This is a genomic window from Streptomyces coeruleofuscus (assembly GCF_039532725.1).
GTDB lineage: Bacteria > Actinomycetota > Actinomycetes > Streptomycetales > Streptomycetaceae > Streptomyces > Streptomyces coeruleofuscus.
Genome location: NZ_BAAASE010000002.1, coordinates 796,297 through 820,814, shown reverse-complemented (window position 1 = coordinate 820,814; position 24,518 = coordinate 796,297). Strand labels below are relative to the sequence as shown.

31 protein-coding genes and 1 tRNA gene are annotated in these 24,518 nt (G+C 72.5%); 19 read left to right on the top strand and 13 right to left on the bottom strand.

Annotated elements, in window-relative coordinates; genetic code table 11:
* Nucleotides 1-145: 145 nt before the first annotated feature.
* Nucleotides 146-571 (bottom strand): arsenate reductase/protein-tyrosine-phosphatase family protein, encoded by a 426-nt coding sequence (locus tag ABFX81_RS10890; protein WP_086847472.1) that lies wholly within the window; start codon nucleotides 569-571, stop codon nucleotides 146-148.
* Nucleotides 572-647: 76 nt separating this feature from the next.
* Here ABFX81_RS10890 and ABFX81_RS10885 point away from each other — a divergent pair, with 76 nt between their 5' ends.
* Together ABFX81_RS10885 and arsB are read left to right on the top strand one after the other, a co-directional pair.
* The gene (locus ABFX81_RS10885; RefSeq protein ID WP_086600222.1) at nucleotides 648-956 is read left to right on the top strand and encodes an ArsR/SmtB family transcription factor; all 309 of its coding nucleotides are present in this window, start codon (nucleotides 648-650) and stop codon (nucleotides 954-956) included.
* Nucleotides 953-2,068, top strand: coding sequence for an ACR3 family arsenite efflux transporter (gene arsB / locus ABFX81_RS10880; RefSeq protein ID WP_086847474.1), 1,116 nt, complete (start codon nucleotides 953-955; stop codon nucleotides 2,066-2,068). Before ABFX81_RS10885 ends, arsB begins: the two co-directional genes overlap by 4 nt.
* A 60-nt stretch (nucleotides 2,069-2,128) precedes the next feature.
* On the opposite strand, the gene ABFX81_RS10875 is transcribed toward arsB, so the two are convergent.
* On the bottom strand, nucleotides 2,129-2,506 hold the full coding sequence (locus tag ABFX81_RS10875) for an ArsR/SmtB family transcription factor (RefSeq protein WP_086847476.1): 378 nt from the start codon (nucleotides 2,504-2,506) through the stop codon (nucleotides 2,129-2,131).
* A gap of 144 nt (nucleotides 2,507-2,650) precedes the next feature.
* Between ABFX81_RS10875 and ABFX81_RS10870 the strand changes: the two genes are divergently transcribed.
* On the top strand, nucleotides 2,651-4,021 hold the full coding sequence (locus ABFX81_RS10870) for an NAD(P)-binding domain-containing protein (protein WP_346137963.1): 1,371 nt from the start codon (nucleotides 2,651-2,653) through the stop codon (nucleotides 4,019-4,021).
* A 28-nt stretch (nucleotides 4,022-4,049) separates the two neighbouring features.
* On the top strand, nucleotides 4,050-4,439 hold the full coding sequence (locus ABFX81_RS10865; protein ID WP_086853849.1) for an ArsI/CadI family heavy metal resistance metalloenzyme: 390 nt from the start codon (nucleotides 4,050-4,052) through the stop codon (nucleotides 4,437-4,439).
* 31 nt (nucleotides 4,440-4,470) lie between these two features.
* Here ABFX81_RS10865 and ABFX81_RS10860 read toward each other — a convergent pair whose 3' ends face one another.
* The 5 genes from ABFX81_RS10860 to ABFX81_RS10840 all read right to left on the bottom strand — a co-directional run bounded on the left by ABFX81_RS10860 (nucleotide 4,471) and on the right by ABFX81_RS10840 (nucleotide 9,117).
* Nucleotides 4,471-5,193 (bottom strand): cation efflux transmembrane domain-containing protein, encoded by a 723-nt coding sequence (locus ABFX81_RS10860; protein ID WP_086853851.1) that lies wholly within the window; start codon nucleotides 5,191-5,193, stop codon nucleotides 4,471-4,473.
* The gene (locus tag ABFX81_RS10855; protein ID WP_086853853.1) at nucleotides 5,184-5,519 is read right to left on the bottom strand and encodes a metalloregulator ArsR/SmtB family transcription factor; all 336 of its coding nucleotides are present in this window, start codon (nucleotides 5,517-5,519) and stop codon (nucleotides 5,184-5,186) included. The genes ABFX81_RS10860 and ABFX81_RS10855 overlap by 10 nt, the downstream gene beginning before the upstream one ends.
* Before the next feature lie 143 nt (nucleotides 5,520-5,662).
* A complete protein-coding gene (locus ABFX81_RS10850) occupies nucleotides 5,663-6,130 on the bottom strand; it encodes an MSMEG_6728 family protein (protein ID WP_086853856.1) in 468 nt (155 codons plus the stop codon).
* Between the two features lie 19 nt (nucleotides 6,131-6,149).
* Nucleotides 6,150-6,617 carry a DUF4383 domain-containing protein gene (locus tag ABFX81_RS10845; RefSeq protein WP_086853858.1) on the bottom strand — a complete coding sequence of 156 codons (468 nt, stop codon included), beginning with the start codon at nucleotides 6,615-6,617 and terminating at the stop codon, nucleotides 6,150-6,152.
* 13 nt (nucleotides 6,618-6,630) lie between these two features.
* Nucleotides 6,631-9,117, bottom strand: coding sequence for a SpoIIE family protein phosphatase (locus ABFX81_RS10840; RefSeq protein WP_086853860.1), 2,487 nt, complete (start codon nucleotides 9,115-9,117; stop codon nucleotides 6,631-6,633).
* A 184-nt stretch (nucleotides 9,118-9,301) separates the two neighbouring features.
* Between ABFX81_RS10840 and ABFX81_RS10835 the strand changes: the two genes are divergently transcribed.
* The gene (locus tag ABFX81_RS10835) at nucleotides 9,302-10,306 is read left to right on the top strand and encodes a DUF72 domain-containing protein (RefSeq protein ID WP_086853862.1); all 1,005 of its coding nucleotides are present in this window, start codon (nucleotides 9,302-9,304) and stop codon (nucleotides 10,304-10,306) included.
* Here ABFX81_RS10835 and ABFX81_RS10830 read toward each other — a convergent pair.
* The 4 genes from ABFX81_RS10830 to ABFX81_RS10815 form a co-directional block, all read right to left on the bottom strand.
* Nucleotides 10,206-12,029: a copper resistance protein CopC gene (locus ABFX81_RS10830; RefSeq protein ID WP_086853866.1), complete on the bottom strand. Its 1,824-nt coding sequence runs from the start codon at nucleotides 12,027-12,029 to the stop codon at nucleotides 10,206-10,208. The two genes, ABFX81_RS10835 and ABFX81_RS10830, sit on opposite strands and share 101 nt — an antisense overlap.
* A 220-nt stretch (nucleotides 12,030-12,249) precedes the next feature.
* The gene (locus ABFX81_RS10825) at nucleotides 12,250-12,735 is read right to left on the bottom strand and encodes a cupin domain-containing protein (protein ID WP_086853868.1); all 486 of its coding nucleotides are present in this window, start codon (nucleotides 12,733-12,735) and stop codon (nucleotides 12,250-12,252) included.
* A complete protein-coding gene (locus ABFX81_RS10820) occupies nucleotides 12,732-13,340 on the bottom strand; it encodes a GNAT family N-acetyltransferase (RefSeq protein WP_086853870.1) in 609 nt (202 codons plus the stop codon). Before ABFX81_RS10820 ends, ABFX81_RS10825 begins: the two co-directional genes overlap by 4 nt.
* Nucleotides 13,333-15,435: a penicillin acylase family protein gene (locus tag ABFX81_RS10815; RefSeq protein WP_086853872.1), complete on the bottom strand. Its 2,103-nt coding sequence runs from the start codon at nucleotides 15,433-15,435 to the stop codon at nucleotides 13,333-13,335. The genes ABFX81_RS10820 and ABFX81_RS10815 overlap by 8 nt, the downstream gene beginning before the upstream one ends.
* Nucleotides 15,436-15,515: 80 nt before the next feature.
* Between ABFX81_RS10815 and ABFX81_RS10810 the strand changes: the two genes are divergently transcribed.
* Both ABFX81_RS10810 and ABFX81_RS10805 read left to right on the top strand, forming a co-directional pair.
* Nucleotides 15,516-16,241, top strand: coding sequence for an SIP domain-containing protein (locus tag ABFX81_RS10810; RefSeq protein WP_086853875.1), 726 nt, complete (start codon nucleotides 15,516-15,518; stop codon nucleotides 16,239-16,241).
* A gap of 57 nt (nucleotides 16,242-16,298) precedes the next feature.
* On the top strand, nucleotides 16,299-16,892 hold the full coding sequence (locus ABFX81_RS10805; protein WP_086853877.1) for an HhH-GPD-type base excision DNA repair protein: 594 nt from the start codon (nucleotides 16,299-16,301) through the stop codon (nucleotides 16,890-16,892).
* A gap of 196 nt (nucleotides 16,893-17,088) precedes the next feature.
* Here ABFX81_RS10805 and ABFX81_RS10800 read toward each other — a convergent pair whose 3' ends face one another.
* The gene (locus tag ABFX81_RS10800) at nucleotides 17,089-17,253 is read right to left on the bottom strand and encodes a hypothetical protein (RefSeq protein ID WP_346137962.1); all 165 of its coding nucleotides are present in this window, start codon (nucleotides 17,251-17,253) and stop codon (nucleotides 17,089-17,091) included.
* Nucleotides 17,254-17,362: 109 nt separating this feature from the next.
* On the opposite strand from ABFX81_RS10800, the gene ABFX81_RS10795 reads away from it, so the two are divergent.
* From ABFX81_RS10795 to ABFX81_RS10775, 5 genes are all read left to right on the top strand, one after another.
* Nucleotides 17,363-18,181: an HdeD family acid-resistance protein gene (locus tag ABFX81_RS10795; RefSeq protein WP_346137961.1), complete on the top strand. Its 819-nt coding sequence runs from the start codon at nucleotides 17,363-17,365 to the stop codon at nucleotides 18,179-18,181.
* Nucleotides 18,182-18,212: 31 nt separating this feature from the next.
* Nucleotides 18,213-18,551: a hypothetical protein gene (locus ABFX81_RS10790; RefSeq protein ID WP_346137960.1), complete on the top strand. Its 339-nt coding sequence runs from the start codon at nucleotides 18,213-18,215 to the stop codon at nucleotides 18,549-18,551.
* A 69-nt stretch (nucleotides 18,552-18,620) separates the two neighbouring features.
* Entirely contained in the window at nucleotides 18,621-18,773 is a 153-nt protein-coding gene (locus tag ABFX81_RS10785; RefSeq protein WP_346137959.1) for a hypothetical protein, read from the top strand.
* 267 nt (nucleotides 18,774-19,040) lie between these two features.
* Nucleotides 19,041-19,337 carry a type II toxin-antitoxin system VapB family antitoxin gene (locus tag ABFX81_RS10780; protein WP_003991361.1) on the top strand — a complete coding sequence of 99 codons (297 nt, stop codon included), beginning with the start codon at nucleotides 19,041-19,043 and terminating at the stop codon, nucleotides 19,335-19,337.
* A gap of 121 nt (nucleotides 19,338-19,458) precedes the next feature.
* Nucleotides 19,459-20,076 carry a LytR C-terminal domain-containing protein gene (locus ABFX81_RS10775; RefSeq protein WP_086854434.1) on the top strand — a complete coding sequence of 206 codons (618 nt, stop codon included), beginning with the start codon at nucleotides 19,459-19,461 and terminating at the stop codon, nucleotides 20,074-20,076.
* A gap of 56 nt (nucleotides 20,077-20,132) precedes the next feature.
* On the opposite strand, the gene upp is transcribed toward ABFX81_RS10775, so the two are convergent.
* On the bottom strand, nucleotides 20,133-20,768 hold the full coding sequence (gene upp / locus ABFX81_RS10770) for a uracil phosphoribosyltransferase (protein WP_086601954.1): 636 nt from the start codon (nucleotides 20,766-20,768) through the stop codon (nucleotides 20,133-20,135).
* Nucleotides 20,769-20,899: 131 nt separating this feature from the next.
* On the opposite strand from upp, the gene ABFX81_RS10765 reads away from it, so the two are divergent.
* The 7 genes from ABFX81_RS10765 to ABFX81_RS10735 all read left to right on the top strand — a co-directional run bounded on the left by ABFX81_RS10765 (nucleotide 20,900) and on the right by ABFX81_RS10735 (nucleotide 24,284).
* A complete protein-coding gene (locus tag ABFX81_RS10765) occupies nucleotides 20,900-21,262 on the top strand; it encodes a hypothetical protein (protein ID WP_346137957.1) in 363 nt (120 codons plus the stop codon).
* A 275-nt stretch (nucleotides 21,263-21,537) separates the two neighbouring features.
* Nucleotides 21,538-22,071 carry a tRNA adenosine deaminase-associated protein gene (locus ABFX81_RS10760; protein ID WP_086854433.1) on the top strand — a complete coding sequence of 178 codons (534 nt, stop codon included), beginning with the start codon at nucleotides 21,538-21,540 and terminating at the stop codon, nucleotides 22,069-22,071.
* 56 nt (nucleotides 22,072-22,127) lie between these two features.
* Nucleotides 22,128-22,559: a tRNA adenosine(34) deaminase TadA gene (gene tadA / locus ABFX81_RS10755; RefSeq protein WP_086854432.1), complete on the top strand. Its 432-nt coding sequence runs from the start codon at nucleotides 22,128-22,130 to the stop codon at nucleotides 22,557-22,559.
* 55 nt (nucleotides 22,560-22,614) lie between these two features.
* A tRNA-Ser gene (locus tag ABFX81_RS10750) sits at nucleotides 22,615-22,699 on the top strand.
* 116 nt (nucleotides 22,700-22,815) lie between these two features.
* Entirely contained in the window at nucleotides 22,816-22,992 is a 177-nt protein-coding gene (locus ABFX81_RS10745) for a hypothetical protein (protein ID WP_086854431.1), read from the top strand.
* The gene (locus ABFX81_RS10740; RefSeq protein ID WP_086854430.1) at nucleotides 22,992-23,285 is read left to right on the top strand and encodes a Dabb family protein; all 294 of its coding nucleotides are present in this window, start codon (nucleotides 22,992-22,994) and stop codon (nucleotides 23,283-23,285) included. Before ABFX81_RS10745 ends, ABFX81_RS10740 begins: the two co-directional genes overlap by 1 nt.
* A 180-nt stretch (nucleotides 23,286-23,465) precedes the next feature.
* Nucleotides 23,466-24,284: an RNA polymerase sigma factor SigF gene (locus ABFX81_RS10735; protein ID WP_086854435.1), complete on the top strand. Its 819-nt coding sequence runs from the start codon at nucleotides 23,466-23,468 to the stop codon at nucleotides 24,282-24,284.
* The last annotated feature ends 234 nt before the right edge of the window (nucleotides 24,285-24,518 follow it).

Here is a 24,518-nt window from a genome sequence, read left to right as displayed (position 1 = left end):
GCACCCCACCAACACAGTTGGAAAGCGTGTTGGGGGCAACCCCTCACGAGTTCGAATCTCGTATCCTCCGCCAGTGCCTCACCGGGCACGATGTCGAAGGGCCCCACCGTTCGCGGTGGGGCCCTTCGACATGCGTGGAGTGGTTTCAGTCGCCGCGCCGGTGCTCGGCGTCGATCTCGGTGATCAGGGCCTCGATGCGGGTCTTGATCTCGTCGCGGATGGGGCGGACGGCCTCGACGCCCTTGCCCGCCGGGTCCTCCAGGGCCCAGTCGAGGTACTTCTTGCCGGGGAAGACGGGGCAGGCGTCACCGCAGCCCATCGTGATGACGTAGTCGGACGCCTGGACGGCCTCGGTGGTGAGGATCTTCGGCCTGGCGTCGGCGATGTCGATGCCGGCCTCCTTCATCGCCTCGACCGCGGAGGGGTTGACCCGGTCGCCCGGGACGGAGCCGGCGGAGCGGACCTCGATCCGGTCGCCCGCGAGGTGGTGGAGGAATCCGGCAGCCATCTGCGAACGCCCGGCGTTGTGGACGCAGACGAACAGCACGGAGGCGAGCGGGCTGGAGGACATCGGCTCTTCCTTCGTCAGCGGTTCTTGCATCAGCTCTGACTGGTATCAGGCTGGGCTGATGTGACAGTATCAGCCCATGATGACGTCAGTCGACACTGATCTGATCCGGGTTCTGGCCGACCCGCTCAGGCTCCGGATCGTGACCCTGCTCGCCGAAGAGACGCTGTGCACCACCCACCTGGTGGAGGAGACCGGCGCCCGGCAGACCAACCTCTCCAACCACCTGAGAGTGCTGCGCGAGGCCGGTGTCGTCGAGACGGAGCCGTGCGGCCGGTACACGTACTACAGGCTGCGCCCCGACGTCATCGACCGGCTCGCCGGGCAGTTCGCCGACCTCGCCGAGTCCGCACGCACCGCCGCCGACAACAAGAGGGCCTGCCCGTGACCCGCACCGAAGCGTCCGCGACCGCCGAGGAGTCCTCGGTCGTCGGGAAGCTGTCGACGCTCGACCGTTTTCTCGCCGTGTGGATCCTCGCCGCGATGGCCCTCGGGCTCGGCCTGGGCCGTGCCGTCCCCGGCCTGAACGACGCCCTCGCCAAGGTCGAGACCGGCGGCGTCTCCCTGCCGATCGCCGTCGGCTTGCTGGTCATGATGTACCCGGTGCTGGCCAAGGTCCGTTACGACAAGCTCGACGCCGTCACCGGCGACAGGAGGCTCATGGTCTCGTCGCTGGTCGTCAACTGGATCGTCGGCCCGGCGGTCATGTTCGCGCTCGCCTGGATCTTCCTGCCGGACCTGCCCGAGTACCGCACAGGCCTGATCATCGTCGGACTCGCCCGCTGCATCGCCATGGTCATCATCTGGAACGACCTCGCCTGCGGCGACCGCGAAGCGGCAGCGGTCCTGGTCGCGCTGAACTCGGTCTTCCAGGTCCTCGCGTTCGGCCTGCTCGGCTGGTTCTACCTCGACCTGCTGCCCGGCTGGCTGGGCCTGGGCAACGGCGAACACCTCGACATCTCGATATGGAAGATCGCCCTGAACGTCGTCGTCTTCCTCGGCATCCCGCTGCTGGCCGGGTTCCTCACCCGCCGCATCGGCGAGCAGAAGCTCGGCCGGGAGAAGTACGAGAGCAGCTTCCTTCCGAAGATCGGGCCGTGGGCGCTGTACGGCCTGCTCTTCACGATCGTCATCCTCTTCGCCCTCCAGGGGAAGACCATCACCTCGCAGCCGCTGGACGTCGCCCGCATCGCGCTGCCGCTGCTCGTGTACTTCGCGGTGATGTGGTTCGGCACCTTCGCCCTCGGCAAGGTCATCGGCCTCGCCTACGACCGCACCGCGACCCTCGCCTTCACGGCGGCCGGCAACAACTTCGAGCTGGCCATCGCGGTCGCCATCGCCACCTTCGGTGTGACGTCCGGCCAGGCGCTGTCGGGCGTGGTCGGGCCGCTGATCGAGGTGCCGGTCCTGGTCGCGCTGGTGTACGTCTCCCTGGCCTGGCGACGGAAGTTCAGCGCCGGTCGGCGGCTGACGGCGGTACCGCAGGAGAGCGGCGGCTGACGGCGGTACCGCAGGAGAACTGACGCACCGGGCTGGACCGCGCGCTCGCGCAGGGCGCGGTCAGCTCGCGGCCGACGTGCTGGTCAGCAGCTTGCCCATCGCGGCCAGCACGGACGGCTCGACGCGGTAGTAGACCCAGGTGCCGCGCCGCTCGGAGGTCAGCAGCCCGGCCTCCTTCAGCTTCTTCAGGTGGTGGGAGACGGTCGGCTGCGAGACGCCGACGTCGGAGATGTCGCACACGCACGCCTCGCCGCCCTCGTGTGAGGCCACGGCCGAGAACAGCCGCAGCCGTACCGGGTCCCCCAGGGCCTTGAACATCCGCGCGGCCGTCTCGGCCTCATCGGCGGTGAAGGGACGCTCGGTGAGGGGCGGGCAGCACGGCGCCACGGCCTCGGGGACATCGGCTTCCAGCAGCGGCAGTGCCTGGGTGTTCGACATACATCTATGTTGACATGCGTCGAACCAGCGGGGCCAAGGCGCCGCTAATTCGATAGACGTCTATGTTGACGGTCGTCGAAGCAAGTGCCATGCTGGCCGTACAAGCCATCGACAGATGTCGAATCAAAGGGGAACCTCGTGGCCATGTCGATCAGCAGCGTGTCCACCACCGACCAGTTGCCCGTCGTGGTCATCGGGGCCGGCCCGGCCGGCCTGGCCGCCGCGGCCCGTCTCGTCGAGCGCGGCCTTGAACCACTGGTCCTGGAAGCCGGGCCGTCGGCCGGCACTGCCGTACGCGGCTGGGCGCACGTGCGGCTGTTCTCGACCTGGTCGGAGGTCACCGACCCGGCCGCGGAGAAGCTCCTGGCGCCGGCCGGCTGGACCCGCCCGGACGGCTCCGCGTACCCCACCGGCGGCGACTGGGCCGAGAACTACCTCCAGCCCCTCGCCGACGTCCTCGGCGACAAGGTCCGCTACGGCACGACCGTGACCGGCGTCGCCCGCGCCGGACGCGACCGCCTCGTGGACTCCGGGCGCGACGAGCAGCCCTTCGCCGTGCACGTCCTGTCGGCCGACGGCCGCGAGGAGCGGATCAGCGCCCGCGCGGTCATCGACGCCTCGGGCACGTGGTCCACCCCCGGTCCGCTGGGTGCCGACGGTCTGCCCGCCCTCGGCGAGAAGGCCGCCGCCGGACACCTCTCCTACCGCGTCCCCGACCTGGGCGACCCGGCCGTACGCGCCCGGTACGCGGGCAGGCGCACCGCCGTGGTCGGTTCCGGCGCCTCCGCCTTCACCGCGCTTGCCGCCCTCGCCGACCTGGCGGCGGAGGTGCCGGGCACGCACGCGGTGTGGATCCTGCGCCGCGGCATCACCGGCTCGACGTTCGGCGGCGGCGAGGCCGACCAACTGCCCGCTCGCGGCGCCCTCGGCCTGCGCGCCAAGGCCGCGGTGGAGGCAGGCCACGCCGACGCGGTCACCGGGTTCCGTACGCAGGCCGTCGAGCGGGACGGTGACCGGCTGGTCCTGGTCGCCGAGGACGGGCACCGCCTCGACCCGGTCGACGAGGTCATCGTCCTGACCGGTCTCCGCCCGGATTTGTCCTTCCTCTCCGAGCTCCGCCTGGGCCTGGACGACCGCCTCCAGGCGCCCACCGCCCTGGCCCCGCTCATCGACCCCAACGTGCACTCCTGCGGCACCGTCTACCCGCACGGCGTGAACGAGCTCTCCCACCCGGAGGAGGACGTCTACCTGGTCGGCATGAAGTCCTACGGCCGCGCGCCCACGTTCCTCGCGATGACCGGCTACGAGCAGGTCCGCTCCGTCACCGCCGCGATCGCCGGAGACCGTGAGGCCGCCGAGCGCGTCGAGCTGACCCTGCCGGAGACGGGTGTGTGCGGCGGGGCCGGCCTGTTCGACGAGCCCGACGCCGCCCTGGACAGCGGGGGCGGCGGCTGCTGCGGCGCCCCGGCCACCTTGCAGATCGGCACCGGCGCCCCGGCCACCGGCGGCTGCTGAACCCCTCACCCTTTCCAGGAGGTTCGTCATGACGTCCCGTGTACAGCTCGCCCTCCGCGTCCCCGACCTCGCCGAGTCCGTGGCCTTCTACACGAAGCTCTTCGGCACCGGGCCCGCCAAACTCCGCGACGGCTACGCCAACTTCGCCATCGCCGAGCCTCCGTTGAAGCTCGTTCTCATCGAAGGCACCACGGGCGAGGCGACCCGCATGGACCACCTCGGTGTAGAGGTCGGGACGACCGAGGCGGTGCAGGCCGCCGCCGCCCGCCTGAGCGAGGCGGGCCTGTCCACCGACGTGGAGGACGACACCACCTGTTGCTACGCCCTCCAGGACAAGGTCTGGGTCCACGGCCCCGGCCGGGAACGCTGGGAGGTGTACGTCGTCAAGGCCGACGCCGATTCCCTGGCCAAGCAGTAGGACCACATGAGCGAGGCGCTTCCGCAGAGGGTCAGCCGCAGCAGTCGCAACCCGGGCGGCAGCCGCACGCCCCGTCCGCCTCGGCGCCGATGACCGGGGCCGCGGCGGCCGACGGCGCGCAGCACCCCTTGCCCTGCCAGGCGTCCCGGCCTTCCTTGACGGCGATGGCCGCGATGACGAGGGCGGCGATGGGGTCGGCCCACGACCAGCCCAGGGTGGCGTTGAGGACCAGGCCGACCAGGAGCACGGCCGAGAGGTATGTGCACAGCAGGGTCTGCTTGGAGTCGGCGACCGCGCTGGCGGAGCCCAGTTCACGGCCCGCGCGGCGTTGGGCTGCCGACAGGAACGGCATGACCGCCAGAGAAAGGGCGGCGAGCACGATGCCGGGGACGGAGCGCTCCGCCTCCCCCGTGCCGGTCAGCGCGCGGACGGCGTCGACAGCGACGTAGGCGGCGAGCGCGAAGAACGACAGCGCGATGATCCGCAGGGTCGTCCTCTCCCGTGCCTCGCGCACGGCGTGCTCACGGGCGGAGAACTGCCAGGCCACGGCGGCGGCGGAGGAGACCTCGACGACCGAGTCCAGGCCGAAGCCGATCAGGGCGGTCGAGGAGGCGAGCGTGCCGGCGGTGATGGCGACGATCGCCTCGACGACGTTGTAGGTGATCGTGGCAGCGACCAGCAGACGTATCCGGCGGGCGAGCACGTCTCGGCGGGCCGGGGAGGCTCCGAGGGACATCGCCGTCATCAGCAGCATCCCTTGTCGTCGGCCTCGGCACAGGTGCGGTCGGTCTCGACAGCCACCACGGCCGCACGCAGGTCGTCCAGCGCGTGAGCGAGGCGCTCGTCGGCCAGTTCGTAGCGGGTGCGGCGGCCGTCGGGCACGGTGACGACCAGTCCGCAGTCGCGCAGGCACGCGAGGTGGTTGGAGAGCCGGGTGCGCGAGATGCCGAGGGCGTCGGCGAGATCGGCGGGGTAGGCCGGGGCCTCGCGCAGCGCGAGCAGGATGCGGCACCGGATCGGGTCGGCGAGCGCGCGGCCGAAGCGGGCCAGCACTTCGATGTCGGGGGCAACAGTCAGCACAGCGCGACAGTACATCGATTCCTGAATTCAGGAAAGCGTGGATTGTGCGTCGGCGGCGGAGTCGGCAGCCACTACCTGACGATCGGGGAGGTGACCGTGAAGGTCGGCGGGCAGTGGAGCCGCGTCGAGGTGGCCATCAGCGCCTATGCCGACCGGTCCGACGCCGGCCACACGTACGGCAGGTCGTCCGGGACGCCCGGGAAGAGGTCCGCGTAGGCGGCGGGGTCCTTGCGGACGAGGGCCGAGCGGTGGCTGTGGTGGAAGGGGGTGTCGCCCAGCCAGGGAGGCAGTTCGCCCTCGGCCGCCAGGACGTGCTGGTCGCGGACCGGGGCGTGCGGGCGGGTCGCCGCGAGGTCGGCGACCAGGGTGGCCGCGCAGCTGTCCTGGTGGCCCTGTTCGCGCCAGACGCGGCAGATCTCCAGGCCGTAGCGGACGAGTGCCTCCTCGTAGCCGGCCCACATCCGGACCGCCGGGTGGTGGCGCCAGCCGTACCCGGGTACGACCAGGCCGCGCAGCACCTGCAACGCCTCGACCCGCTGTTTGCCGAGCCGGCGGCGGTCCAGGACGAGGGCCGACTCCCGGAAGCCGGGGTAGGGGAGGAAGGTCTGCACGCCGTCCCGTCCCGGGTGCCTACCGGTCCGCGCCGGTGCGGGTGGTGCGGGCCGGACGGCGGCGGCCGAGAGCCAGGGCCAGGCCGATCATCGCGATGCCCAGGGCGAAGTGGAGCCAGTCGTCGGCGGTGTTGAGGGGGACGAAGTTGGCGTCGCTGTCGTGGCCGACGGACAGGCCGTAGACCCACAGCACCAGGTAGACGGCGCCGCCGACCAGCAGGTACGAGTACGCTCCGCCGGCCGTGCGGGCGAGGGCCAGGCCGGCGAGACCGTAGGCCAGGTGCACGAGGTTGTGCAGGATCGAGACCTGGAACAGGCCCAGCAGCTCGGCGCCCGACTCGTGGGAGGCGAACTCCATCGAGCCGTAGTCGGTGGTGATGCCGGGGATGAACCCCAGCACGCCGACCAGGAGGAAGACGACGCCCATCAGCTGGGCGGCCCGCTGCACGGGTGTTGCGGCGGCCCGGTGGGAAGTGTGTGTGGTCATGGCCGGTGGATCCTCACTGGAGAGAGATGGTCTGTTCCGCCCAGATGGTCTTGCCCCAGGCGCCCTGGCGCGTGCCCCAGCGCCCGGTCAGCTGGGCCACGAGGAGCAGGCCGCGCCCGCCCTCGTCGTAGGTGCGGGCGCGCCGCAGGTGGGGAGCGGTGTTGCCGCCGTCGGAGACCTCGCAGATCAGGGTGTTGTCGTGGATCAGGCGGAGCTGGATCGGCGGCTGGGCATGCCGGATGGCGTTGGTGACGAGTTCGCTGACGACCAGCTCGGTGACGAAGACCGCGTCGGACAGCCCCCACCTCTCCAGCTGCGCCACCACGTCCTTGCGGGTCTGGGCGACCGCGGACGGGTCGTCCGGCACCGCCCAGGTGGCGACCTGGTTCGCGTCGAGCGCGCGGGTGCGGGCGACGAGCAGGGCCACGTCGTCGGCCGGGCGCTGCGGCAGCAGGTCGGCCAGCACGGTGTCGCACAGGGCGTCCAGCGAAGGTGCCGGGCGGGCGAGGGACTCCCGCAGCCGGTGGACGCCGGCGTCGAGGTCCCGTTCCCTGTCCCGGTCCTCGATCAGGCCGTTGGTGTAGAGGACGAGCAGGCTGCCCTCGGGCAGGACGACCTCGGTGGCCTCGTAGGGCAGGCTGCCCACGCCGAGCGGGGGCGCGGCCGGGAGTTCTGTCAGTTCGACGCTTCCGTCGGGGCTCACGACGGCCGGCGCCGGATGCCCGGCCCCGGCGAAGCAGCAGCGCCGCGACACGGGGTCGTACACGGCGTACAGGCAGGTCGCGCCCACGTCCCCGGATGTTTCGGCGCCGTCCCCGCCCTCCTCCTCCACGCTCAGCCGGGCGACCAGATCGTCCAGGTGCGTGAGGAGCTCGTCGCACGGCAGGTCGATGTCGGCGAGGGTGCGGACGGCCGTGCGCAGCCGGCCCATGGTCGCGGAGGCGTGCAGGCCGTGGCCGACGACGTCGCCGACGACCAGGGCCACCCGCGCCCCGGAGAGGGGGATGACGTCGAACCAGTCGCCGCCGACGCCGGCGTGCCCGCCCGCCGGCAGATAGCGCGAGGCGACCTCGACCGCCGCCTGCCGGGGCAGCCGCTGCGGCAGCAGGCTGCGCTGGAGCGTCACGGCCGTGGCGCGCTCCCGGGTGTAGCGGCGGGCGTTGTCGATGCTGACCGCGGCCCTGGCGGCCAGTTCCCCGGCCAGGACCAGATCGTCGTGCCGGAAGGAGTCGGGGTTGCGGTGCCGGACGAAGAACACGACTCCCAGCGTGGTGCCGCGGGCGACGAGCGGCACGGTCATCACCGAGTGGATGCCGAACGCCCGGATCCTCTCGGCACGGGCGGGGTCGTGTGCGAGCCACGCCGCGAGCGCCGTGTCGGTCACCTGGTTCAGGGTGGCCCGTCCCGCGCGCAGGCTCTCGTAGGGAGCCGAACCCTCCGGGTAGGAGTCCACCTCTCCGGGCGCCACGACGGCCTCCGGGGCCCCCGGGGTCACGGACCGCAGCGCCACCCGCCGCAGCAGCAGCGGCCCGTCCGCCGGAACGGCCCGGGCGCGTGGTTCGGGTGTGTCGTCCAGCGCGGCGAGCAGATCGACGCTGACGAAGTCGGCCAGGTCCGGGACGGTCACGTCCGTCAGTTCCTGGGCCGTGCGCGTCACGTCGAGCGTGCTGCCGATGCGCCGGCCGGCCTCGGCGATGAGCTGGAGCCGCTTGCGGGCCCAGAACCGTTCCGTCATGTCGTGCGCGGCGAGGCAGACGCCCCGGATCGTGCCCTCGGCGTCCCGCAGTGCGGACTCGAAGACCGACCAGGCGTGCTCGCGGGTCTCGCCCGGGGCGCGCAGGTAGTTCTCCTCGTACTGCGGCTCTCCGGTCCGCAGCACCCGGGCCATGCTGCGCTCCGCCCGCTCACCGGCCTCGTTGTCGACGATCTCGGACACGCGCAGGCCCAGCATCTCCTCCTCGGTGAGTGCCATGGCCCGCTCCATGCCCTCGTTGGCCCGCCTGAGCCGGAGCCGGGTGTCGTAGACCGCCAGGGCGCAACACGGGGACTGGGCGAAGCTCCAGCTCACGAGGGATTCGTCGAGGGCGGGCCGGGGCTGCCCGCGGGTCAGGGCGGAGAGGAGGAGCCAGGCGGGGGCGCCGGTTCCGGGCTCCCTGTGGTGGGCGAGGACCCGGACGGTCAGCTTCCGGCCGTCGTGGTGCCTGAGCGCGACGTCGCCGTTCCACCGGGGCAGGCCGGCGAGCGTGGGCAGGCCGCCGCGTACCGGGATCGGCTCGGCCAGCAGATCCGCGGCGCGGCGGCCGGTCATCTGCCGTGCCGCGTATCCGAGGAGCCGCTCGGCGCCCGTGTTCCAGCCGGTCACCCTGCCCTGCTCGTCGAGGGTGACACGGGCGGTGAGGGACTCACCGACGAGGTCCCCGAGGTCCGTGAGGGCTTCGGGGGCCTCGGACTCCGCTCCGAGCGACCGGGTGGCCCGGCCGACGGTGACGGGCTGTTCCATGATCGGTCATCTCGCTCTCGCGGGGGAATCCCGGGAAATGGCAGCGAAATCGCGGGGGGAATCAGCCGTAATTCCACATATGTGCACTACACCCCTGATTACCCCGATTGTGACGAGTCTTACCGTGCCGTCCCCGGTCGCGGTGGCAAGCCTGCCGCCGCCCGGCCCGGGTAACCGGTCCCCCATGGGCGAGATCCTGGTGGGCACGTGTTCCTGGACCGACCGGGCCCTGGTCGGCAGCGGCTGGTATCCGGTGGGGCGGCGGGACGCCGAGGGGCGGTTACGGCACTACGCCGAGCGGTTCGGTGTCGTCGAGGTCGACGCCTCGTACTACGCGCTGCCGGGCGAGCGGAACAGCTGGCTGTGGGCCGAGCGGACACCGGACGGGTTCGTGTTCGACGTGAAGGCGTTCTCGCTGCTGACGGGGCATCCGACCCGGGAGGCGGTGATGCCGGACGGGCTGCCGGCCGAGCACCGGGACCCGGCGGTGCTCGACGAGGTGTGGGCCCGGTTCGCGGCCGGGATCGAGCCGCTGCGGGAGGCCGGGCGGCTCGGGAGCGTGCTGTTCCAGTTCCCGCCCTGGTTCCGGCCCGGGGAGCGGGCGGAGACCTTCCTCCGGGAGTGCGCCGAGCGGACCGAAGGCTGGCCGCTCGCCGTCGAGTTCCGGCACCCCTCCTGGTGGGAGCCGGGGCAGGCCGAGGCGACGGGCGCGCTGCTCGCCCGGCACGGCATGGCCGCGGTCGCCGTCGACATGACGCAGAGGCTCGCGTCCTCCGTCCCGCCGGTCACTCCCGTGACCTCGCCCCGGCTGTCCGTCGTCCGCTTCCACGGCCGCAGCACCGCCTGGGGGACCGGCAGCAAGGAGGACCGGTTCCGCCACGTCTACGGCGAGGACGAACTCGCCGAGTGGCTGCCCCGGGTGCGCCGGCTGGCCCAGCGGACCGAACAGGTCCACGTCCTGTTCAACAACTGCTGCGGCGACGCCGCCGTCAGCGCAGCCGAGACCATGACACGGCTCCTCGACGACGCCCCGCCGACGCACGACGTGCCACCGACGCACGACGCCCCGTCGACGGCGGCGCGGTTGCCTAGGGCTCGACCCGCACCTTGCGTTCCACCGACACCTGGTCCACGTCCGACACCCGCACGGTCGTCTTCATCGTCCAATTCCCGGCGAGCGGCAGGTTGACGGAGTTGGTGCTCCAGTAGCCGCCCCGGTCGGTGAGTCCGGCGTCGATCGGGCCGACCTTGCGGGAGGGCAGGGTGAAGGTGATGCGGACCTCGGGGACCACCACCAGGTACGTGTCGGAGCCGAAGACGATGGCCTGCACGCCGTTGTCGCCGACGCGGGCCGGGTCCAGGGTGACCTGCACCCTGCCGCGTCCGGTCACGGATCCCGTGCCCGTGTCGAAGGGCACCGTGATCTCGGTCGTGGGCGGCAGTGCGCCCGCCGGGGCCTGCTGGGCCGCCTCGGCCTGGGCCCGGCTCGGAAGGGTTCCCGTGAGCACGGTCGTGATCATCAGCACCACGGCGGCGACGCCGACCTCGACGAGGACCGAGCGGCGCAGGCGGCGCCGGATGCCGGGGTCGCCGGATCCGGTCCCCGGCTTCGCCGGGCCGTCGGGCGACTCCGGCTCCCCGGACGTCTCCGGTTCGCGCGTCCCGGACTCCGCGGCGGCCTCGCGGCCTTCCGCCGACGCGCCGACCGGCTGCGGGACCCGTGCCGGTACGGCCGCCCGGGCCGGAGCCGCCGGTGCCGCGATCCGCGCCGTCCAGCGCCGCGAGTACCCGGCCACCAGCAACAGCACGGCCACCCCGGCCAGTTTGGCGAGCAGCAGACGGCCGTACGACGTGCCGGTCAGCGCGGAGAGGGAGCCGAGGCCGCGCCAGGACTGGTAGAGGCCCGTGACGGCCAGGACCGTCACCGAGGCGAAGGCGATACGGGAGAAGCGGGGCACGACCTCCGTCAGGGCGTCGACGGAGGCCCGGCGCAGGGTCAGGAGCAGCGCCACGAGGCCGCCGAGCCAGACCCCCGTCGCCACCAGGTGCAGCACGGACGACGTCATCGCCACCGGTACCTGGATCCCGGCGGAGGCGTGCTCGGCCGCCGCCCAGGTCAGGGCCAGGGCGACGGCCAGGGTCGCACCCACCGCCCGCATCACAGGTTCTTCGTGGTCGCGGCGCCTGGACAGCCGTAGCAGGAAGGCCGCGGTCAGCAGCAGGACGGCCAGCCTGGCGAGCAGGGCCAGGCCCGGGCGACCGGTCAGGGTGCGTTCGAGGGCGGAGAGGTCGAGAGCCGCGGCGGGACCCGCGCCCGTCTCGTACGGGGCGCGCAGGAGCAGCAGGACGGCCGTCGAGCCGAGCAGTGTCCACCAGGCCGCCACCAGCGGCCTGCGCAGCGGCGACGTGTCCGCGGGCCGGCACAGCAGCGCGAACGCCACCGTGCCGACGAGCAGCGCGGCGGCGAGGTAGGCGAGATAGCGGGCGGCGTCGTGGAGGCCTCTGGTCAGGGGGTCCTCGTCCGGGCCGGTGTCGACCTGCGCGCTCGTCGCGGACCGTTTGCCGACGGAGAAGGTGAAGGCACCGGAGACCGGGTGGCTGTCGGCGGACACCACCCGCCAGGCCACCGTGTAGGTGCCCTGGGCGAGCTTCCCGGGCAGTCCGACCCGTGCCGTGTCGGAGCGGCCGTCCGCGTGCTGCGCCTCGCCGGTGCGCACGCGGCGCTGGTCCGGGCCGAAGACCCGGAAGGAGTCGTCGAGCAGGCCGACGGACTCCGTGAAGCTCAGGGTGAGGTGGCGGGGGGCACGCTGGACGACGGATCCGTCGTCGGGGTCGGTGCCGCGGAGGGCGGCGTGGGCGGAAGCGGGGGCTGCGCTGAAGAGGAGCAGGACCAGCACGGTGCCGAGCAGCACCAGGGCTTGACGTCGCCGGGGGTGTCCGCGTCCGACATTGGGCTCCTCGTTCCGCCGTTCGTGCACGTGGTTCTCCGGGGTCGGGCTGTACGGCTCCCGGTTATGTACGGATGGGAGTTGCGTCGCGCTCAGTGGGGGGTGCGTGCATCGGCGAATGCGGGTCCGTGAGGGCTGATCGCGCCCGCGCGGCGGAGCCGCAGATCGTCACAGCCCCGCGCCCCTAAAGAACAGGTCGGCACAGCCCGCGGACTTGGTCGGCAACTGCCGGATAGCGTGCCGTCAGCTCCGCCGCGTCCCCGTGCTCATAGCCCTCGAACGTGAAGCCGGGGGCCATCGTGCAGCCGAACAGGGTCCACCGCCCGCCCTCGCGCACCCTGCCGCCCATCCACGTGCCCGCCGGGACCGTGAACTGCACGTGCTGGCCGCCGAGGACGTCCGGCCCCAGCACCACCGTCCGCGTGCTCCCGTCCGGGGCGAGCAGGAGGAGCTCCAGGGGATCGCCGAGGTAGAAGTGCCAGATCTCGTCGGTCGGCAGCCGGTGCAGGGCGGAGAAGTCGTCGGGGCCCGCTGTCAGCAGGGCGACGATCGCCGTGCCCTCCGGTCTGCCGTCCGGGCGGTCGGGGCCGGCCCAGGTCTGGCGGAACAGGCCGCCCTCGCGGGGGATCGGCTCGAGGCCGTAGTGGGCGATGAGCTCGTCGGGCGTCACGCGGGGAAGAGTATCTCCCGGTCGAGGAAGGCGAGCTGGGCCTTCTTCTCGGGCAGGTACACGTCCGGGAGGTCGATCTCCGGCAGGGCCACCACCGGCCCCGGGGTGAAGCCCATGGTGAGGAAACGGGCGACCGCCTTCTCGTTGCGGACGTCCGGGTCGACCACGACCCGCCGGCGGTCCAGGCCGAGCAGGACGTACCGGGCGACGGCGGTCACCAGCTGTGCGGTCCAGCCTGAGCGAGCGCCGCCGGGGCCGGCGGGGGCGACCAGCAGGTGGACGCCGATGTCGCCGGGGCGGACGTCGTAGCACTCGCTGACGCGGTCCGCCTCGGGCTCGTAGGTCTGGAGGAGCGCGACCGGCTCGCCGTCGCGGACGACGAGGCAGGCGTGGTGGGTGGTGAGGGTGTCCATGTGGGCGTAGATCTCGGCGACCTGACGCTCGGTGAGGCCGGTCATGCCCCAGAAGACGGCCCGGTCCTCGCTCACCCAGCGGTGGACCGTCCCGGCGTCGGCCTCCGGGTCCAGCGGCAGGACGCGGACGGTGCCGAAGCCGTCGGTCACCTGCTCGTGGACGGCCGTGCGGGAGGCGTACGGGTCAGACATCGGTCTCCTTCTTCAGCAGGGTCCAGTCGGTGACGACCGGGACGAGGTCACCGGCGAGCCACAGGGGGAGCTGGTCGCGGTGGTGGGGCGAGCCGGGGACGCCCGAGGCGCCGAACGGGACGACCCAGCGGCTGTCCTCGCGCCGGGCCAGGTCCCAGACGTACCGGGCCGCCGGGCCGCGCGCGGCACGGTCGGTGAGGCCCGGCACGCCCGAGGTGCACAGCACGCAGTCGTGGTCGCCGGACAGCCCCGGTTCGTCGTACGGCGTCTCCGGCTCCAGCGCCCGCCAGGGAGCGAGCCGGTGGGTGTCGCCCCAGACACCGGCGGGCGGCCGGGCGGCCACCTCCTCGACCGCCGCGCGGACGGCCGACGGGCGGTCGATTCCGTACAGCTCCTCGGCGCGCAGCAGGTGTTCGAGGGCGAAGCCGACGCGCGGGAGGAGGGCGAGCCAGGGCCGGAACACCTCCGGGTAGGCCGGCGGTGTTCCGAGTGCGCCCAAGGCGGGGTGGGCCGCCAGTTGCCGTACGACCGCGCCGCGCACGGCCGAGTAGAGGGCCGCGCCGGCGCTGTCGGCGTCCATGCGGCGGTTCCAGGCGAGGAGGCGGTCCCGGAGGGCGGAGGCCCCGGGGGTGAGGGCGTCGAGGTTCCGGACGTGGTCCAGGAGGGCGGACGCGGAGGCGAGGTGGGTGTCCGTGTGGAGGGCGGGCATGTCGGCGGCGGACCAGCGGTCCTTGCCGGCGAGCAGCGCGGTGATGCGGTCGTGGCGGTGGGGCGGGGCGAACTCGACACCGAGGGGTTCGGCCGGGCCGCGCTGATTGGCCATGACGGCGACGCCGTCGGTGAGCCCGGCGCGGGGCGTCTCCTGCCAGCCCTGCCACGCGTGCCCGGGCTCCCAGGCGGGCACCAGGCGCAGGCGGTTGGCCTCGGCGCGCAGCGGCACCCGCCCGGCGACGCGGTGCAGCACACCGCCCTCGGTGTCGGCGGCCTGGACGACGTTGACCGGCTCGGCCCACCGGTCGAACGCCCGGTCCACGTCGGCGACCCGGCGGGCCCGCAGCAGTGGCAGCAGGGAGCCGAAGCCGAGGTCGCCGGTGACGCGGGGCGGGTGGCGCAGGCTGATCGCCACGGGCGCGTCGGACGGATCTGCCGGGTCGAACGGGTCGCCGTCGAGCCCCTCGGGGCCGCCGACGATCACCGGGCCGCGGTCGGTCTCGATCACCTCGACCTCGACCGGCTCCTCGCCCGCCACCTCGACGACCTCCGTGTGCCGGGCCGCCCGGCGCCAGATCCCGTCCGGGCCGAGGGCCTCCACGCCGGCGCCGGTGCGCCGCAGCCGCTCCCGGTACAGGTCCTGGTAGTCGGCCATGGCGTTGGTGATGGCCCAGGCGACCGTGCCGGTGTGCCCGAAGTGGGCGATGCCGGGGACGCCGGGCACGGCCAGGCCGACCACGTCGAACTCCGGGCAGGACAGGTGGATCTGCTGGTAGACGCCGGGGTCCTCGATCCAGCGGTGGGGGTCGCCGGCGATGACCGCCCGCCCGGTGACGGTCCGTTCGCCGCTCACCAGCCAGCCGTTGCTGCCGGAGGTGCCGGGGCCGTCGGTGGCGAACAGGCCGATGGCGTCCGCGCCCAGGTGGGCCGCGACCTGCTCACGCCAGAGCTTGGCCGGGAACCCGGCGAAGAGGATGTGGGTGGCGAGCCAGACGCCGAGGGGGGTCCAGGGGTGCCAGGTGCCGGGGGCGAGGTGGGCGCGGGCGAACTCGGGGGCCGCGTCGGCGCCCGCCGCCAGCCCGCCGTTGACCCCGTCGACGTACGCCCGCAGCCAGTCCGCCGTCTCGGGGTCCCGTCTCTCCAGCTCCGTGAAGCAGCGTCTGGCGGTGTCGTCGAGTCTGGCGCGTCTGGCGAACCGGTCCCAGGCGAGGGCGCTCCCGCCGAGGAAGGACGCCGAGGTGCCCTGGGCCCGGTGCCGCTCGATCTCCAGCTGCCAGGCCCGGTCGCGGGCGGTGACGAGGCCCTGGGCGTGGGCGAGTTCGGCCGCGCTGCCCGCGCGCAGATGCGGAATGCCCCAGGCGTCGCGGTAGATCTCGGTGGCCACGCTGTGCCCCCACTTTCCTTTAGGTTAGCCTTGCCTAAGTCTTGGCTGTGGCGGAATCGTACGCGAAGGGTGAATACGGGATGGGGCAGGGGCGGGGTTGGGAGGGCGCGGTCCTCAAGCTGCTGCGCGCGAAGGATTTCGTGTTCACCGTGACCGACGCGGAGGACGTCACCCCGGACTACCGGCGGCTGCACTTCACCGACGGCGGTCTGCTCGCGGCGGCCGGCGTGCACCCGACCATGTGGGTCCGCCTGTGGTTCGACAACGCGGGCAGGCCCCACCAGCGGGCCTACACCCTGGTCGACCCGGACCCGGCGGCCGGGACGTTCAGCCTGGAGTTCGCCCTGCACGAGGGCTGCGCGAGCGACTGGGCCAGGGCGGCGAAGCCCGGTGACACCATCGAGGCGACCGTCCAGGGCACCGGTTTCGAGCACCCCGACCCCGCTCCCTCCCACGTCTTCGCCGTCGGCGACCCGGCGTCGCTGCCGGCCATCAACTCCCTGCTGGACGCGCTGGGTGCCGCGCCGGCCACCGTCTGGTTCGAGGGCGGCGACGACGGTCTGCCGTTCCGCACCGACCCGGCCCGGCACGAGCTGCGCAAGGTGCCGCGCCAGGACTCCGGCGCGCAGTTGGTCGACCAGGTGAAGGCGGACCTCCCCGGCCTGCTCCAGGGCACCTCCGACCCGTACGTCTGGATCGCCTGCGACACGGCGACGACCCGGTCGCTCGCGGCATACGTCCGCAAGGAACTGGGCCTGCCCAAGCAGCGGGTGCACGCGCTGGGCTACTGGCGGCCGACGTCGTAGGCCCGGGCGGGCGGGCCTCCGGACGCGGCCAGGCTCGCCCCGAGGGATGATCGGGGCATGGACGTCACTCTTCACCTCGCCCAGGACCCCGAGGCCGACGCGCTGCTCGGGCGCAGTCCGCTCGCCGCGCTGGTCGGGATGCTGCTGGACCAGCAGATCCCGATGGAGTGGGCGTTCAAGGGGCCGGCGACCATCGCCCAGCGGCTCGGCAGGGACGACCTGGACGCGCACGAGATCGCGGTGCACGACCCCGAGGCCTTCGCCGCGCTGCTCTCCCAGAAGCCGGCGGTGCACCGCTACCCGGGCTCCATGGCCAAGCGGATCCAGCAGCTGTGCCAGTACCTCGTCGAGCACTACGACGGTGACGCCGAGGCCGTCTGGAAGGACGCCGCCACCGGCAAGGACCTGCTGAAACGACTGGCCGAACTGCCCGGCTTCGGCAAGCAGAAAGCCCAGATCTTCCTCGCCCTCCTCGGCAAGCAGCTCGGCGTCCAGCCGACGGGCTGGCGTGAGGCCGCGGGCTCCTACGGCGAACCGAAGTCCTTCCGCTCGGTCGCCGACATCACCGGCCCCGAGTCGCTGGCCAAGGTACGAGCCCACAAACAGGAAATGAAGGCAGCGGCCAAGGCAGCGAAGGCGACCGGGAAGTAGCCCCCTGCGGGGCACGGGGCACCGGCTGACACGCCCGCCGCAGACGGCGGACATCGGACCTGCCCGGGTTGTCGGCGGCGCGATCGGGCCCAGACGGCGGTCGTCGGCGGCCGCGGCCGAACGGAGGTGGCGGGCGCCGGCCACACGCCCGGACGAGGCGGCGGGCACCGGCCGCACAGCTCGCCCCACACCGGCCTCAACCGCAGGCCGGGCCCAGCTCGCGGCGTCGGTCGCACAGTTCGCCCCACACCGGCCCCAACCGCAGGGCCGGGCCCAGCGCGCGGCGTCGGCCGCACAGTTCGCCCCAGCTCCTGGACGTCAGCCACAGCCCCACCCACGTCGCGGGCGTCTGGCCGCGCATACCCGGCTCCCGTTCGCGGCCGTAAGCCACGGGCCGCCCGGACAACCGACATCAACCGCACGGCCCGCCCCAGGTGGCGAGCCCCTCGCGGCCGGTCCAAGCATGGACCATGACCGAGCCACCGAGCGGCTCCCCCTGGGAGCCGGAGCGCGGCCCCGCACACGGGCAGGTGCCCCGCCCGCCCCAGGGCTTGGAACCCCACGTCCCCCAGGGCCCGGGCCCGGACGGCCCGCACACCCACGAACGGCCCGGTCACACGCCGCCTCCGCCCGAGCCACCCGACCCGCACGCACCCCGGGGCGCCACGCACACCGCGAGCCCGCCCTCAGGCAGTCACGATCCGGAGCCCCCCTTCCCAGGCCCCCTGCACCAGCTCTCCCACGCCGCCTGGCAAACCGTGCTGGTCACCGGGGTCAGCTCCCTCGTGCTGGGGCTTCTCGTCCTGGTCTGGCCGGGCGCGTCGCTGTTCGCCGCCGGGGTGCTGTTCGGGCTCTATCTGCTCGTCAGCGGCGTCCTCCAGCTCGCCTCCGCCTTCGGCACGCACCGGACGACAGCTCTGCGCGTCCTGGCGTTCATCAGCGGCACGCTCTCGATCCTGCTCGGCCTGTTCTGCTTCCGCCGCCCCATGCAGTCGATCCTGCTGCTCGCCCTCTGGATCGGCATCGGCTGGCTGTTCCGCGGCATCACTCAGACCCTGGCCGCCGCCCACGATCCGGCGATGCCCGCCCGGGGCTGGCAGGTCTTCCTCGGGATCCTCACCGTCGTCGCCGGCATCGTCCTCATCGACGCGCCCTTCGAGTCCGTCGCCGTCCTCACCCTCGTCGGCGGCTGCTGGCTGCTCGTGGTCGGCGCCGCCGAGATCGCCACGGCCCTGCGCATCCGGGGCCGCCGTACGCCGAGCGAGCGGATCTCGCAGCCGGTGGGATGAACGGCATACGCACAACGGGGAACCACCTCCCGTGAACCCCGCACCGCAGCCGGCCACCCGCGGCACCCGCCGGAACACCTGGATGCGGGTGCTCGTGCTGCTGCTCGCCCTGCTCGTGCCCGGCGCGCACGCAGAGGCGCACACGGGCCCGACGGCCACCGTCTCCGGCGAGAGCACGGCCGTCGAGTGCGACGTCCTCGACACCGCCCCGCGCCCACCCGCCCGGGGCACCCGGCGCGCCGCCGTCCCCCTGCGCCCCACCCCGCTCCCGAGCCTCGGGCCCGCGCACGCCGCGCCGCTTCCCGTGCCCGTGCCGCCGGGCCCGCGGTACGACCCTCGCCCCCTGCGTTCCGAGGTCCTGCGCTGCTGACAGGACCGGACACCGGTCCATCAGCCCGTACGCAGCAGCACGCAGCAATACGGAACGAGGAACACAGCCATGCTCGAAGACCCCTACGCGGTCCTGCGCGCCCTCCTGCGCGCCGAAGCCGTCCGCAACGCCCCCAAGCCGCCCCAGCCCCAGACCCGTCCCGAGCCCGAGCCGGAGGCGCGGGATCGCCAGCGGCACCCGCTGGAAAGGGAACGCGGCTGACCGACCCGCGACGGCGGAGGCGACCGGACTGGCGCCTCCGCCGCCCCGAACGGCTGCACCACCGAGAGGACGTCAACCCCTTTCGGGCGAAGAAGACCAGCCCGGCCTGTCGGCGTCGCCGGCCTCGGGCAGCTCGGGCAGTTCGTGGAAGAGGCGCGCATATTCACGCCCCTGTTCCCGGTACGTACCGCCTTGTGGGGTTTTTTTCAGCGTCGCACTCCGCCGCCACGGCTGCGCCCGGAAGGTCCTGCCCGGTAGGCTTTCCGTGTGATCTTCAAGCGCATCGGAAACGGCCGGCCGTACCCCGACCACGGCCGGGACAGCACCCGGCAGTGGGCGGACGTCGCGCCGCGCCCGGTCCGCCTCGATCAGCTCGTGACGACCAAACAGCAGCTCGACCTCGAGACGCTGCTCGCCGAGGACTCGACGTTCTACGGCGACCTCTTCGCGCACGTCGTGAAGTGGCAGGGCGATCTCTACCTGGAGGACGGCCTGCACCGCGCGGTGCGGGCGGCGCTCCAGCAGCGCCAGGTGCTGCACGCGCGCGTGCTCGAGCTCGACTGACTCCCGCCGGTCGCGGGTTGGCCCTTTCGGGTTCCGCTGGGCGACGTCGAATGATCATCTAGTAGGCATCGTCGCCCAGGCGCACTACGCTGCGCTCATGAGCATGCTGACTCCCCCCGGCATGGGCGGCAAATACCGCATCAAGGGAAACAAGTACCCGCGGATGCGCCGGCCCCGGCGGCGCGGCAGGCTCGTCGTCCTGGTCGTCGCCTCCGCCGCCGTGCTCGGCGTGGGCGGCTGGGGCACGTGGCAGCTCGTCGACGTCTTCACCGGCGGCGGCACGAAGGCTTCGGCCGCCGGCGGCAGGACGGACTGTGCCGCCCGGACCAAGGCGAGCCCCTCGCCCACCGCCAAGCCCCTGCCCGAACCGCGCGCGATCACGGTCAACGTGCTCAACGCCACCACCCGCAGCGGCCTGGCCAAGAAGACCGCCGACGAGCTGAAGAAGCGCGGCTTCAAGATCGGCGACGTGGGCAACGCGCCCAAGCAGTACGACAAGAAGGTCAAGGGCCCCGGCGTGCTGCTCGGCCCCGCCTCCGCCCTCGGCACCGCGCTGCCGGTGCTCGGCACCCAGCTCCCGGGCGCCGAACGGCGTACCGAGGCGTCCCGCAAGGGCGCCGCCGTCGACCTCGTCATCGGTGACGCCTTCAAGCAGCTGGCGAAGAAGCCGGACGCCGACCGGGCCCTGACCAAGCTGGCCAGGCCCGAGCCGGCGCCGTCGTCGAAGAAGGGCTGCTGAGCAGCTCGGAGAGAGGGGCTGCCGGACCGCTCAGGGCCGGCTCCCTGGGCGGATGCCTACTCGGCCGCCCCGTACATCCGGTCCCCCGCGTCGCCGAGGCCCGGCACGATGTAGCCGTGCTCGTTCAGGCGCTCGTCGACCGACGCGGTCACGACCGTCACCGGGGTGCCCGCCAGCTCGCGCTCCATGACCTCGACGCCCTCAGGCGCGGCCAGCAGCACCACGGCGGTCACGTCGTCGGCGCCGCGCCGGATCAGCTCCTGGATCGCCGCGACCAGCGTGCCGCCGGTGGCGAGCATCGGGTCCAGCACGTACACCTGCCGTCCGGACAGGTCTTCCGGCATACGCGTGGCGTACGTGGAGGCCTGGAGCGTCTCCTCGTTGCGGATCATGCCGAGGAAGCCCACCTCGGCGGTCGGCAGCAGCCGGACCATGCCGTCCAGCATGCCGAGGCCGGCCCGCAGGATCGGCACCACCAGCGGACGCGGGTGGGACAGCTTGACGCCCGTGGTCGTGGCCACCGGCGTCCGGATGTCGACCTGTTCGGTGCGCACGTCGCGCGTGGCCTCGTAGGCGAGCAGGGTGACCAGCTCGTCGGCGAGACGGCGGAAGGTCGCGGAGTCGGTGCGCTGGTCGCGCAACGCGGTGAGCTTGTGGGCGACCAGGGGGTGGTCGACGACGTGGAGACGCATGTCCACAACAGTAACCGGGCCCGCTGACCCCGGCCGCACGGCAAGCCCGCCTCCCACCCGTCACCCGTTCACCGGCGTCAAACCGCCCGTCCGGGGAAGGCGGGAAGGACGGACTGGGGGTGGTGAACCTGATGCCCGACCGGGAATCCCGAGACGTTCCGTCGCGGCGCGCGCGGCCCGCGACGGACCCGGAGAGCTACGAGACCGGCAGGCCCGGCAGGCCCGGCAGGACCGCGCGGCCCGGCAAGGCTGCCCGGACCGAGCAGGGCGAACGGGCCGAGCAGGCCGACGTGCCCAGCGCGGCCGACACGGCCGACGCGCCCCGCATGCTGGGCGGGACGACGAGCGAGACCGACGCCGAGCGCCGTCGGCGGCGCGCCCGGTTCCTGCGCGATCTGGCCGAGGCGCGGGAGCTGCGCGACCGCGTCCAGCCGCGCCGCGTCAAGGTGGCCCGGCTGCGGCACGCGATGCGCATGCGCACGTTCCGCTGGTAGGAAACGGGTGAGCAAACCCCCGGGGAAGATCACGAACCGCGCGGGCGTTGCCGAGGTGACCGTGCGTGGAGCGGGGGAAAGCCGCGTACGATCCGCAGGTGGCGGCAACGGGCGTGCGATCAAAACTGCCGGACACAGGGTGCCGAAGACGTCCCCTGAGCGCCTTGTTTCTGCCACGATTCCGAGTGGGTGGGGCTCGGACGAGCACTCCCCGCCCGCAACCTCCGCCGGGGGGACCCCCAACCGGCACGCCTATGACCAGTGGGAGAGTCACGGTGTACTTCGCCGCACTGCTCGCGCGCACCGAAGACGGGTGGGAAGCGAGCGACACGGAGCTCGACGATGTGGAAACCCTGTCGGATCTGGCCGACCTGGCCCGTGAAGCCTCCCCCGACGAGGACACGGTGCTCGTGCTCATCGAGCAGGAGGACGCCTGGTTCGGAGTCGTCCGCGTGGACGGCGAGGAGGACCCTCGCATCTACGTCTCGGACGCCGCCGCCGCTGCCCGCAGCAGCTACGGCGAGATCCTCCTCACCGACGAGCTGCTCGGACGCGATCCGGACGACGGGGACGACCTGGACGCCCTCGACCTCGACGGCACCGAGGACGGTGACTCCGACGACGACGAGGCAGACGACGACCCGGTCGCCGGAACCGGCGAGGGCGTGCCGCACGGCCCGGTCGGCGACGCCCAGATCCTGGACGACCTCGGCGTGAGCGAGAAGGAGCTGCGCTCGCTGGCGACGGACGCCGTCACGGAGATCGCCGAGGCCCTCGGCGCCTCGGAGACCCTGGAGACCGTCCGCTGACCGCTCGCACCACCCCGGACCCGCCGGATCCGGTACGGGACCCCTGGCGGCCCGCGATGCGACTCGCCCTGGACGAGGCCGCCGAGGCCGTCCGGGGCGGGGACGTCCCCGTCGGCGCCGTCGTACTGGCGCCGGACGGCACGACCGTGCTCGCGGCCGGGCACAACGAACGCGAGGCCGGCGGCGACCCGACGGCCCACGCGGAGGTCCTCGCCCTGCGGCGGGCCGCGGCCGTGCTCGGCCGGTGGCGGCTCGCCGGCTGCACCCTCGTGGTGACGCTGGAGCCCTGCACGATGTGCGCGGGCGCGATCCAGCAGTCCCGTGTCGACCGGCTCGTCTACGGCGCCCGCGACGACAAGGCCGGCGCGGCCGGCTCCCTCTGGGACCTCGTCCGCGACCGGCGGCTCAACCACCGGCCCGAGGTGATCGAGGGCGTGCTCGCAGGGGAGTGCGCCGGGCTGCTCACCGAGTTCTTCCGCGGTCGCTGACCGTCGCCTCATATCGATTTCAAAGCACGCGGCACCTTGCTGTAAGGTCTCCCTCGGTAGCGTGTCCGAGCGGCCGAAGGAGCTCGCCTCGAAAGCGAGTGTGGCGCAAGTCACCGAGGGTTCAAATCCCTCCGCTACCGCTTGAGAAGGGCCCCGTCTTGAGACGGGGCCCTTCGTGCGTTCTGCCCCTTCGTGCGATCGGGCCTTCGTGCGATCATGTGCGCTGCATGAGACACCAGTGACAGGGGAGGCCGCGATGGCGGTGAACGCGAAGAAGGTCGCCGTCTACGTCGTCGTGGTCTTCGCGCTGTACGTGATCGTCACGGACCCGGCCAAGGCCGCCGACTACGTCCAGATAGGGTTCCAGGGCATATCGGACGCCGCCCAGGCCCTCGGCGACTTCGCCACGTGGGTCGCCGACGGAGGAAAGTGATGATCCGCCACCTGGTCCTCTTCAAGCTCAACGAGGGCGTCGAGCGTGACGACCCGCGAGTCGTGAAGGGCGTCGAGGCCTTCCGCTCGCTCGAGGGCACGGTCCCCGGGATCCGCTTCTGGGAGCTCGGCTGGAACGTCAGCGACCGTCCCATCGCCCACGACTTCGCCATCAACTCGGCCTTCGACGACGCGGACGCGCTGCGCCGGTACGTGGAGCATCCCGACCACCAGGCGGGTGTCGCGCTGTGGCGCGAGTTCGCCACGTGGGTGATCGCCGACTACGAGTTCTGAGCCCGCCGCTTCGAGCCCCCCGTCGCTCCGACGGGGGGCTCATGCGCATTTATGCGGTATTTCATCCCTCAACACGTAGTTATGGGGTGCTTGCACACAGTGCACATGTCTTGTGATGCTATGACCGCTTTTGACGGAAGAGCCGACGGACAGGCTGACGGATGACGAGGTGGAGTGACCGTGCTGGCCAGTACCGCACCTCAGGCACCATCCTCGGAACCGGCTCCCCAGCGGAGCCGAGGCGCCGACACCCGCGCCCTCACGCAGGTCCTCTTCGCGGAGCTCAAGGAACTCCAGCCGGGGACGCCCGAGCACGACCGGGTGCGCGGAGCACTCATCGAGGCCAACCTCCCACTGGTGCGCTACGCGGCCGCCCGGTTCCGCTCCCGCAACGAGCCGATGGAGGACGTCGTCCAGGTCGGCACCATCGGGCTCATCAACGCCATCGACCGCTTCGACCCGGACCGGGGCGTGCAGTTCCCGACGTTCGCGATGCCGACGGTGATCGGCGAGATCAAGCGCTACTTCCGCGACAACGTCCGTACGGTCCATGTGCCGCGCCGGCTCCACGAACTGTGGGTGCAGGTCAACAGCGCGACCGAGGATCTCACGACCGCCTTCGGGCGCACCCCCACCACGGCCGAGATCGCCGAGCGGCTGCGCATCACCGAGGACGAGGTGCTGTCCTGCATCGAGGCCGGGCGGTCGTACCACGCGACCTCCCTGGAGGCCGCGCAGGAGGGCGACGGACTGCCGGGGCTGCTGGACCGGCTCGGCTACGAGGATCCCGCGCTGGACGGCGTGGAGCACCGGGATCTCGTACGGCACCTGCTCGTGCAGCTGCCCGAGAGGGAGCAGCGGATTCTGCTGCTGCGGTACTACAGCAATCTCACGCAGTCTCAGATCAGTGCGGAGCTCGGCGTCTCGCAGATGCACGTGTCGCGGTTACTGGCGCGTAGCTTCCAGCGATTGCGGTCCGCGAACCGGATCGACGCGTAACCGCAAACAGTTGCGAGTGATAACCCTGGCGAGCGAATCGCTCTTCAGGGCCGTTCCCGACAGTTGCGGGCCGAAAAGGCGTCAGACTGCTTGCTTGCAGGGCGGATTGGCGTCTCAGATGTCGACATGTCACTACAGCGTGTTGCCGACATGTGACATTCTGCCGGAAGCGCGTTTGCCGGGGCTTCGGCGCCGGTATTCAGGTGAAGGCTGCGTTCCTCAGACGGGGACGTT

Bases quoted from the DNA above. Each gene is read 5' to 3' on its own strand.
- ABFX81_RS10860 (WP_086853851.1), bottom strand. From the start codon at position 5,193: ATGCTGCTGATGACGGCGATGTCCCTCGGAGCCTCCCCGGCCCGCCGA.
- ABFX81_RS10875 (WP_086847476.1), bottom strand. From the start codon at position 2,506: ATGTCGAACACCCAGGCACTGCCGCTGCTGGAAGCCGATGTCCCCGAG.
- ABFX81_RS10785 (WP_346137959.1), top strand. From the start codon at position 18,621: ATGCTCGAAGACCCCTACGCGGTCCTGCGCGCCCTCCTGCGCGCCGAA.
- ABFX81_RS10795 (WP_346137961.1), top strand. From the start codon at position 17,363: ATGACCGAGCCACCGAGCGGCTCCCCCTGGGAGCCGGAGCGCGGCCCC.
- ABFX81_RS10865 (WP_086853849.1), top strand. From the start codon at position 4,050: ATGACGTCCCGTGTACAGCTCGCCCTCCGCGTCCCCGACCTCGCCGAG.
- ABFX81_RS10820 (WP_086853870.1), bottom strand. From the start codon at position 13,340: ATGTCTGACCCGTACGCCTCCCGCACGGCCGTCCACGAGCAGGTGACC.
- ABFX81_RS10885 (WP_086600222.1), top strand. From the start codon at position 648: ATGATGACGTCAGTCGACACTGATCTGATCCGGGTTCTGGCCGACCCG.
- ABFX81_RS10810 (WP_086853875.1), top strand. From the start codon at position 15,516: ATGGGGCAGGGGCGGGGTTGGGAGGGCGCGGTCCTCAAGCTGCTGCGC.
- ABFX81_RS10845 (WP_086853858.1), bottom strand. From the start codon at position 6,617: ATGACCACACACACTTCCCACCGGGCCGCCGCAACACCCGTGCAGCGG.
- ABFX81_RS10805 (WP_086853877.1), top strand. From the start codon at position 16,299: ATGGACGTCACTCTTCACCTCGCCCAGGACCCCGAGGCCGACGCGCTG.
- ABFX81_RS10890 (WP_086847472.1), bottom strand. From the start codon at position 571: ATGTCCTCCAGCCCGCTCGCCTCCGTGCTGTTCGTCTGCGTCCACAAC.
- ABFX81_RS10840 (WP_086853860.1), bottom strand. From the start codon at position 9,117: ATGGAACAGCCCGTCACCGTCGGCCGGGCCACCCGGTCGCTCGGAGCG.
- ABFX81_RS10740 (WP_086854430.1), top strand. From the start codon at position 22,992: ATGATCCGCCACCTGGTCCTCTTCAAGCTCAACGAGGGCGTCGAGCGT.
- ABFX81_RS10775 (WP_086854434.1), top strand. From the start codon at position 19,459: ATGGGCGGCAAATACCGCATCAAGGGAAACAAGTACCCGCGGATGCGC.
- upp (WP_086601954.1), bottom strand. From the start codon at position 20,768: ATGCGTCTCCACGTCGTCGACCACCCCCTGGTCGCCCACAAGCTCACC.
- ABFX81_RS10800 (WP_346137962.1), bottom strand. From the start codon at position 17,253: ATGCGCGGCCAGACGCCCGCGACGTGGGTGGGGCTGTGGCTGACGTCC.
- tadA (WP_086854432.1), top strand. From the start codon at position 22,128: ATGCGACTCGCCCTGGACGAGGCCGCCGAGGCCGTCCGGGGCGGGGAC.
- ABFX81_RS10835 (WP_086853862.1), top strand. From the start codon at position 9,302: ATGGGCGAGATCCTGGTGGGCACGTGTTCCTGGACCGACCGGGCCCTG.
- ABFX81_RS10870 (WP_346137963.1), top strand. From the start codon at position 2,651: ATGTCGATCAGCAGCGTGTCCACCACCGACCAGTTGCCCGTCGTGGTC.
- ABFX81_RS10765 (WP_346137957.1), top strand. From the start codon at position 20,900: ATGCCCGACCGGGAATCCCGAGACGTTCCGTCGCGGCGCGCGCGGCCC.
- ABFX81_RS10745 (WP_086854431.1), top strand. From the start codon at position 22,816: ATGGCGGTGAACGCGAAGAAGGTCGCCGTCTACGTCGTCGTGGTCTTC.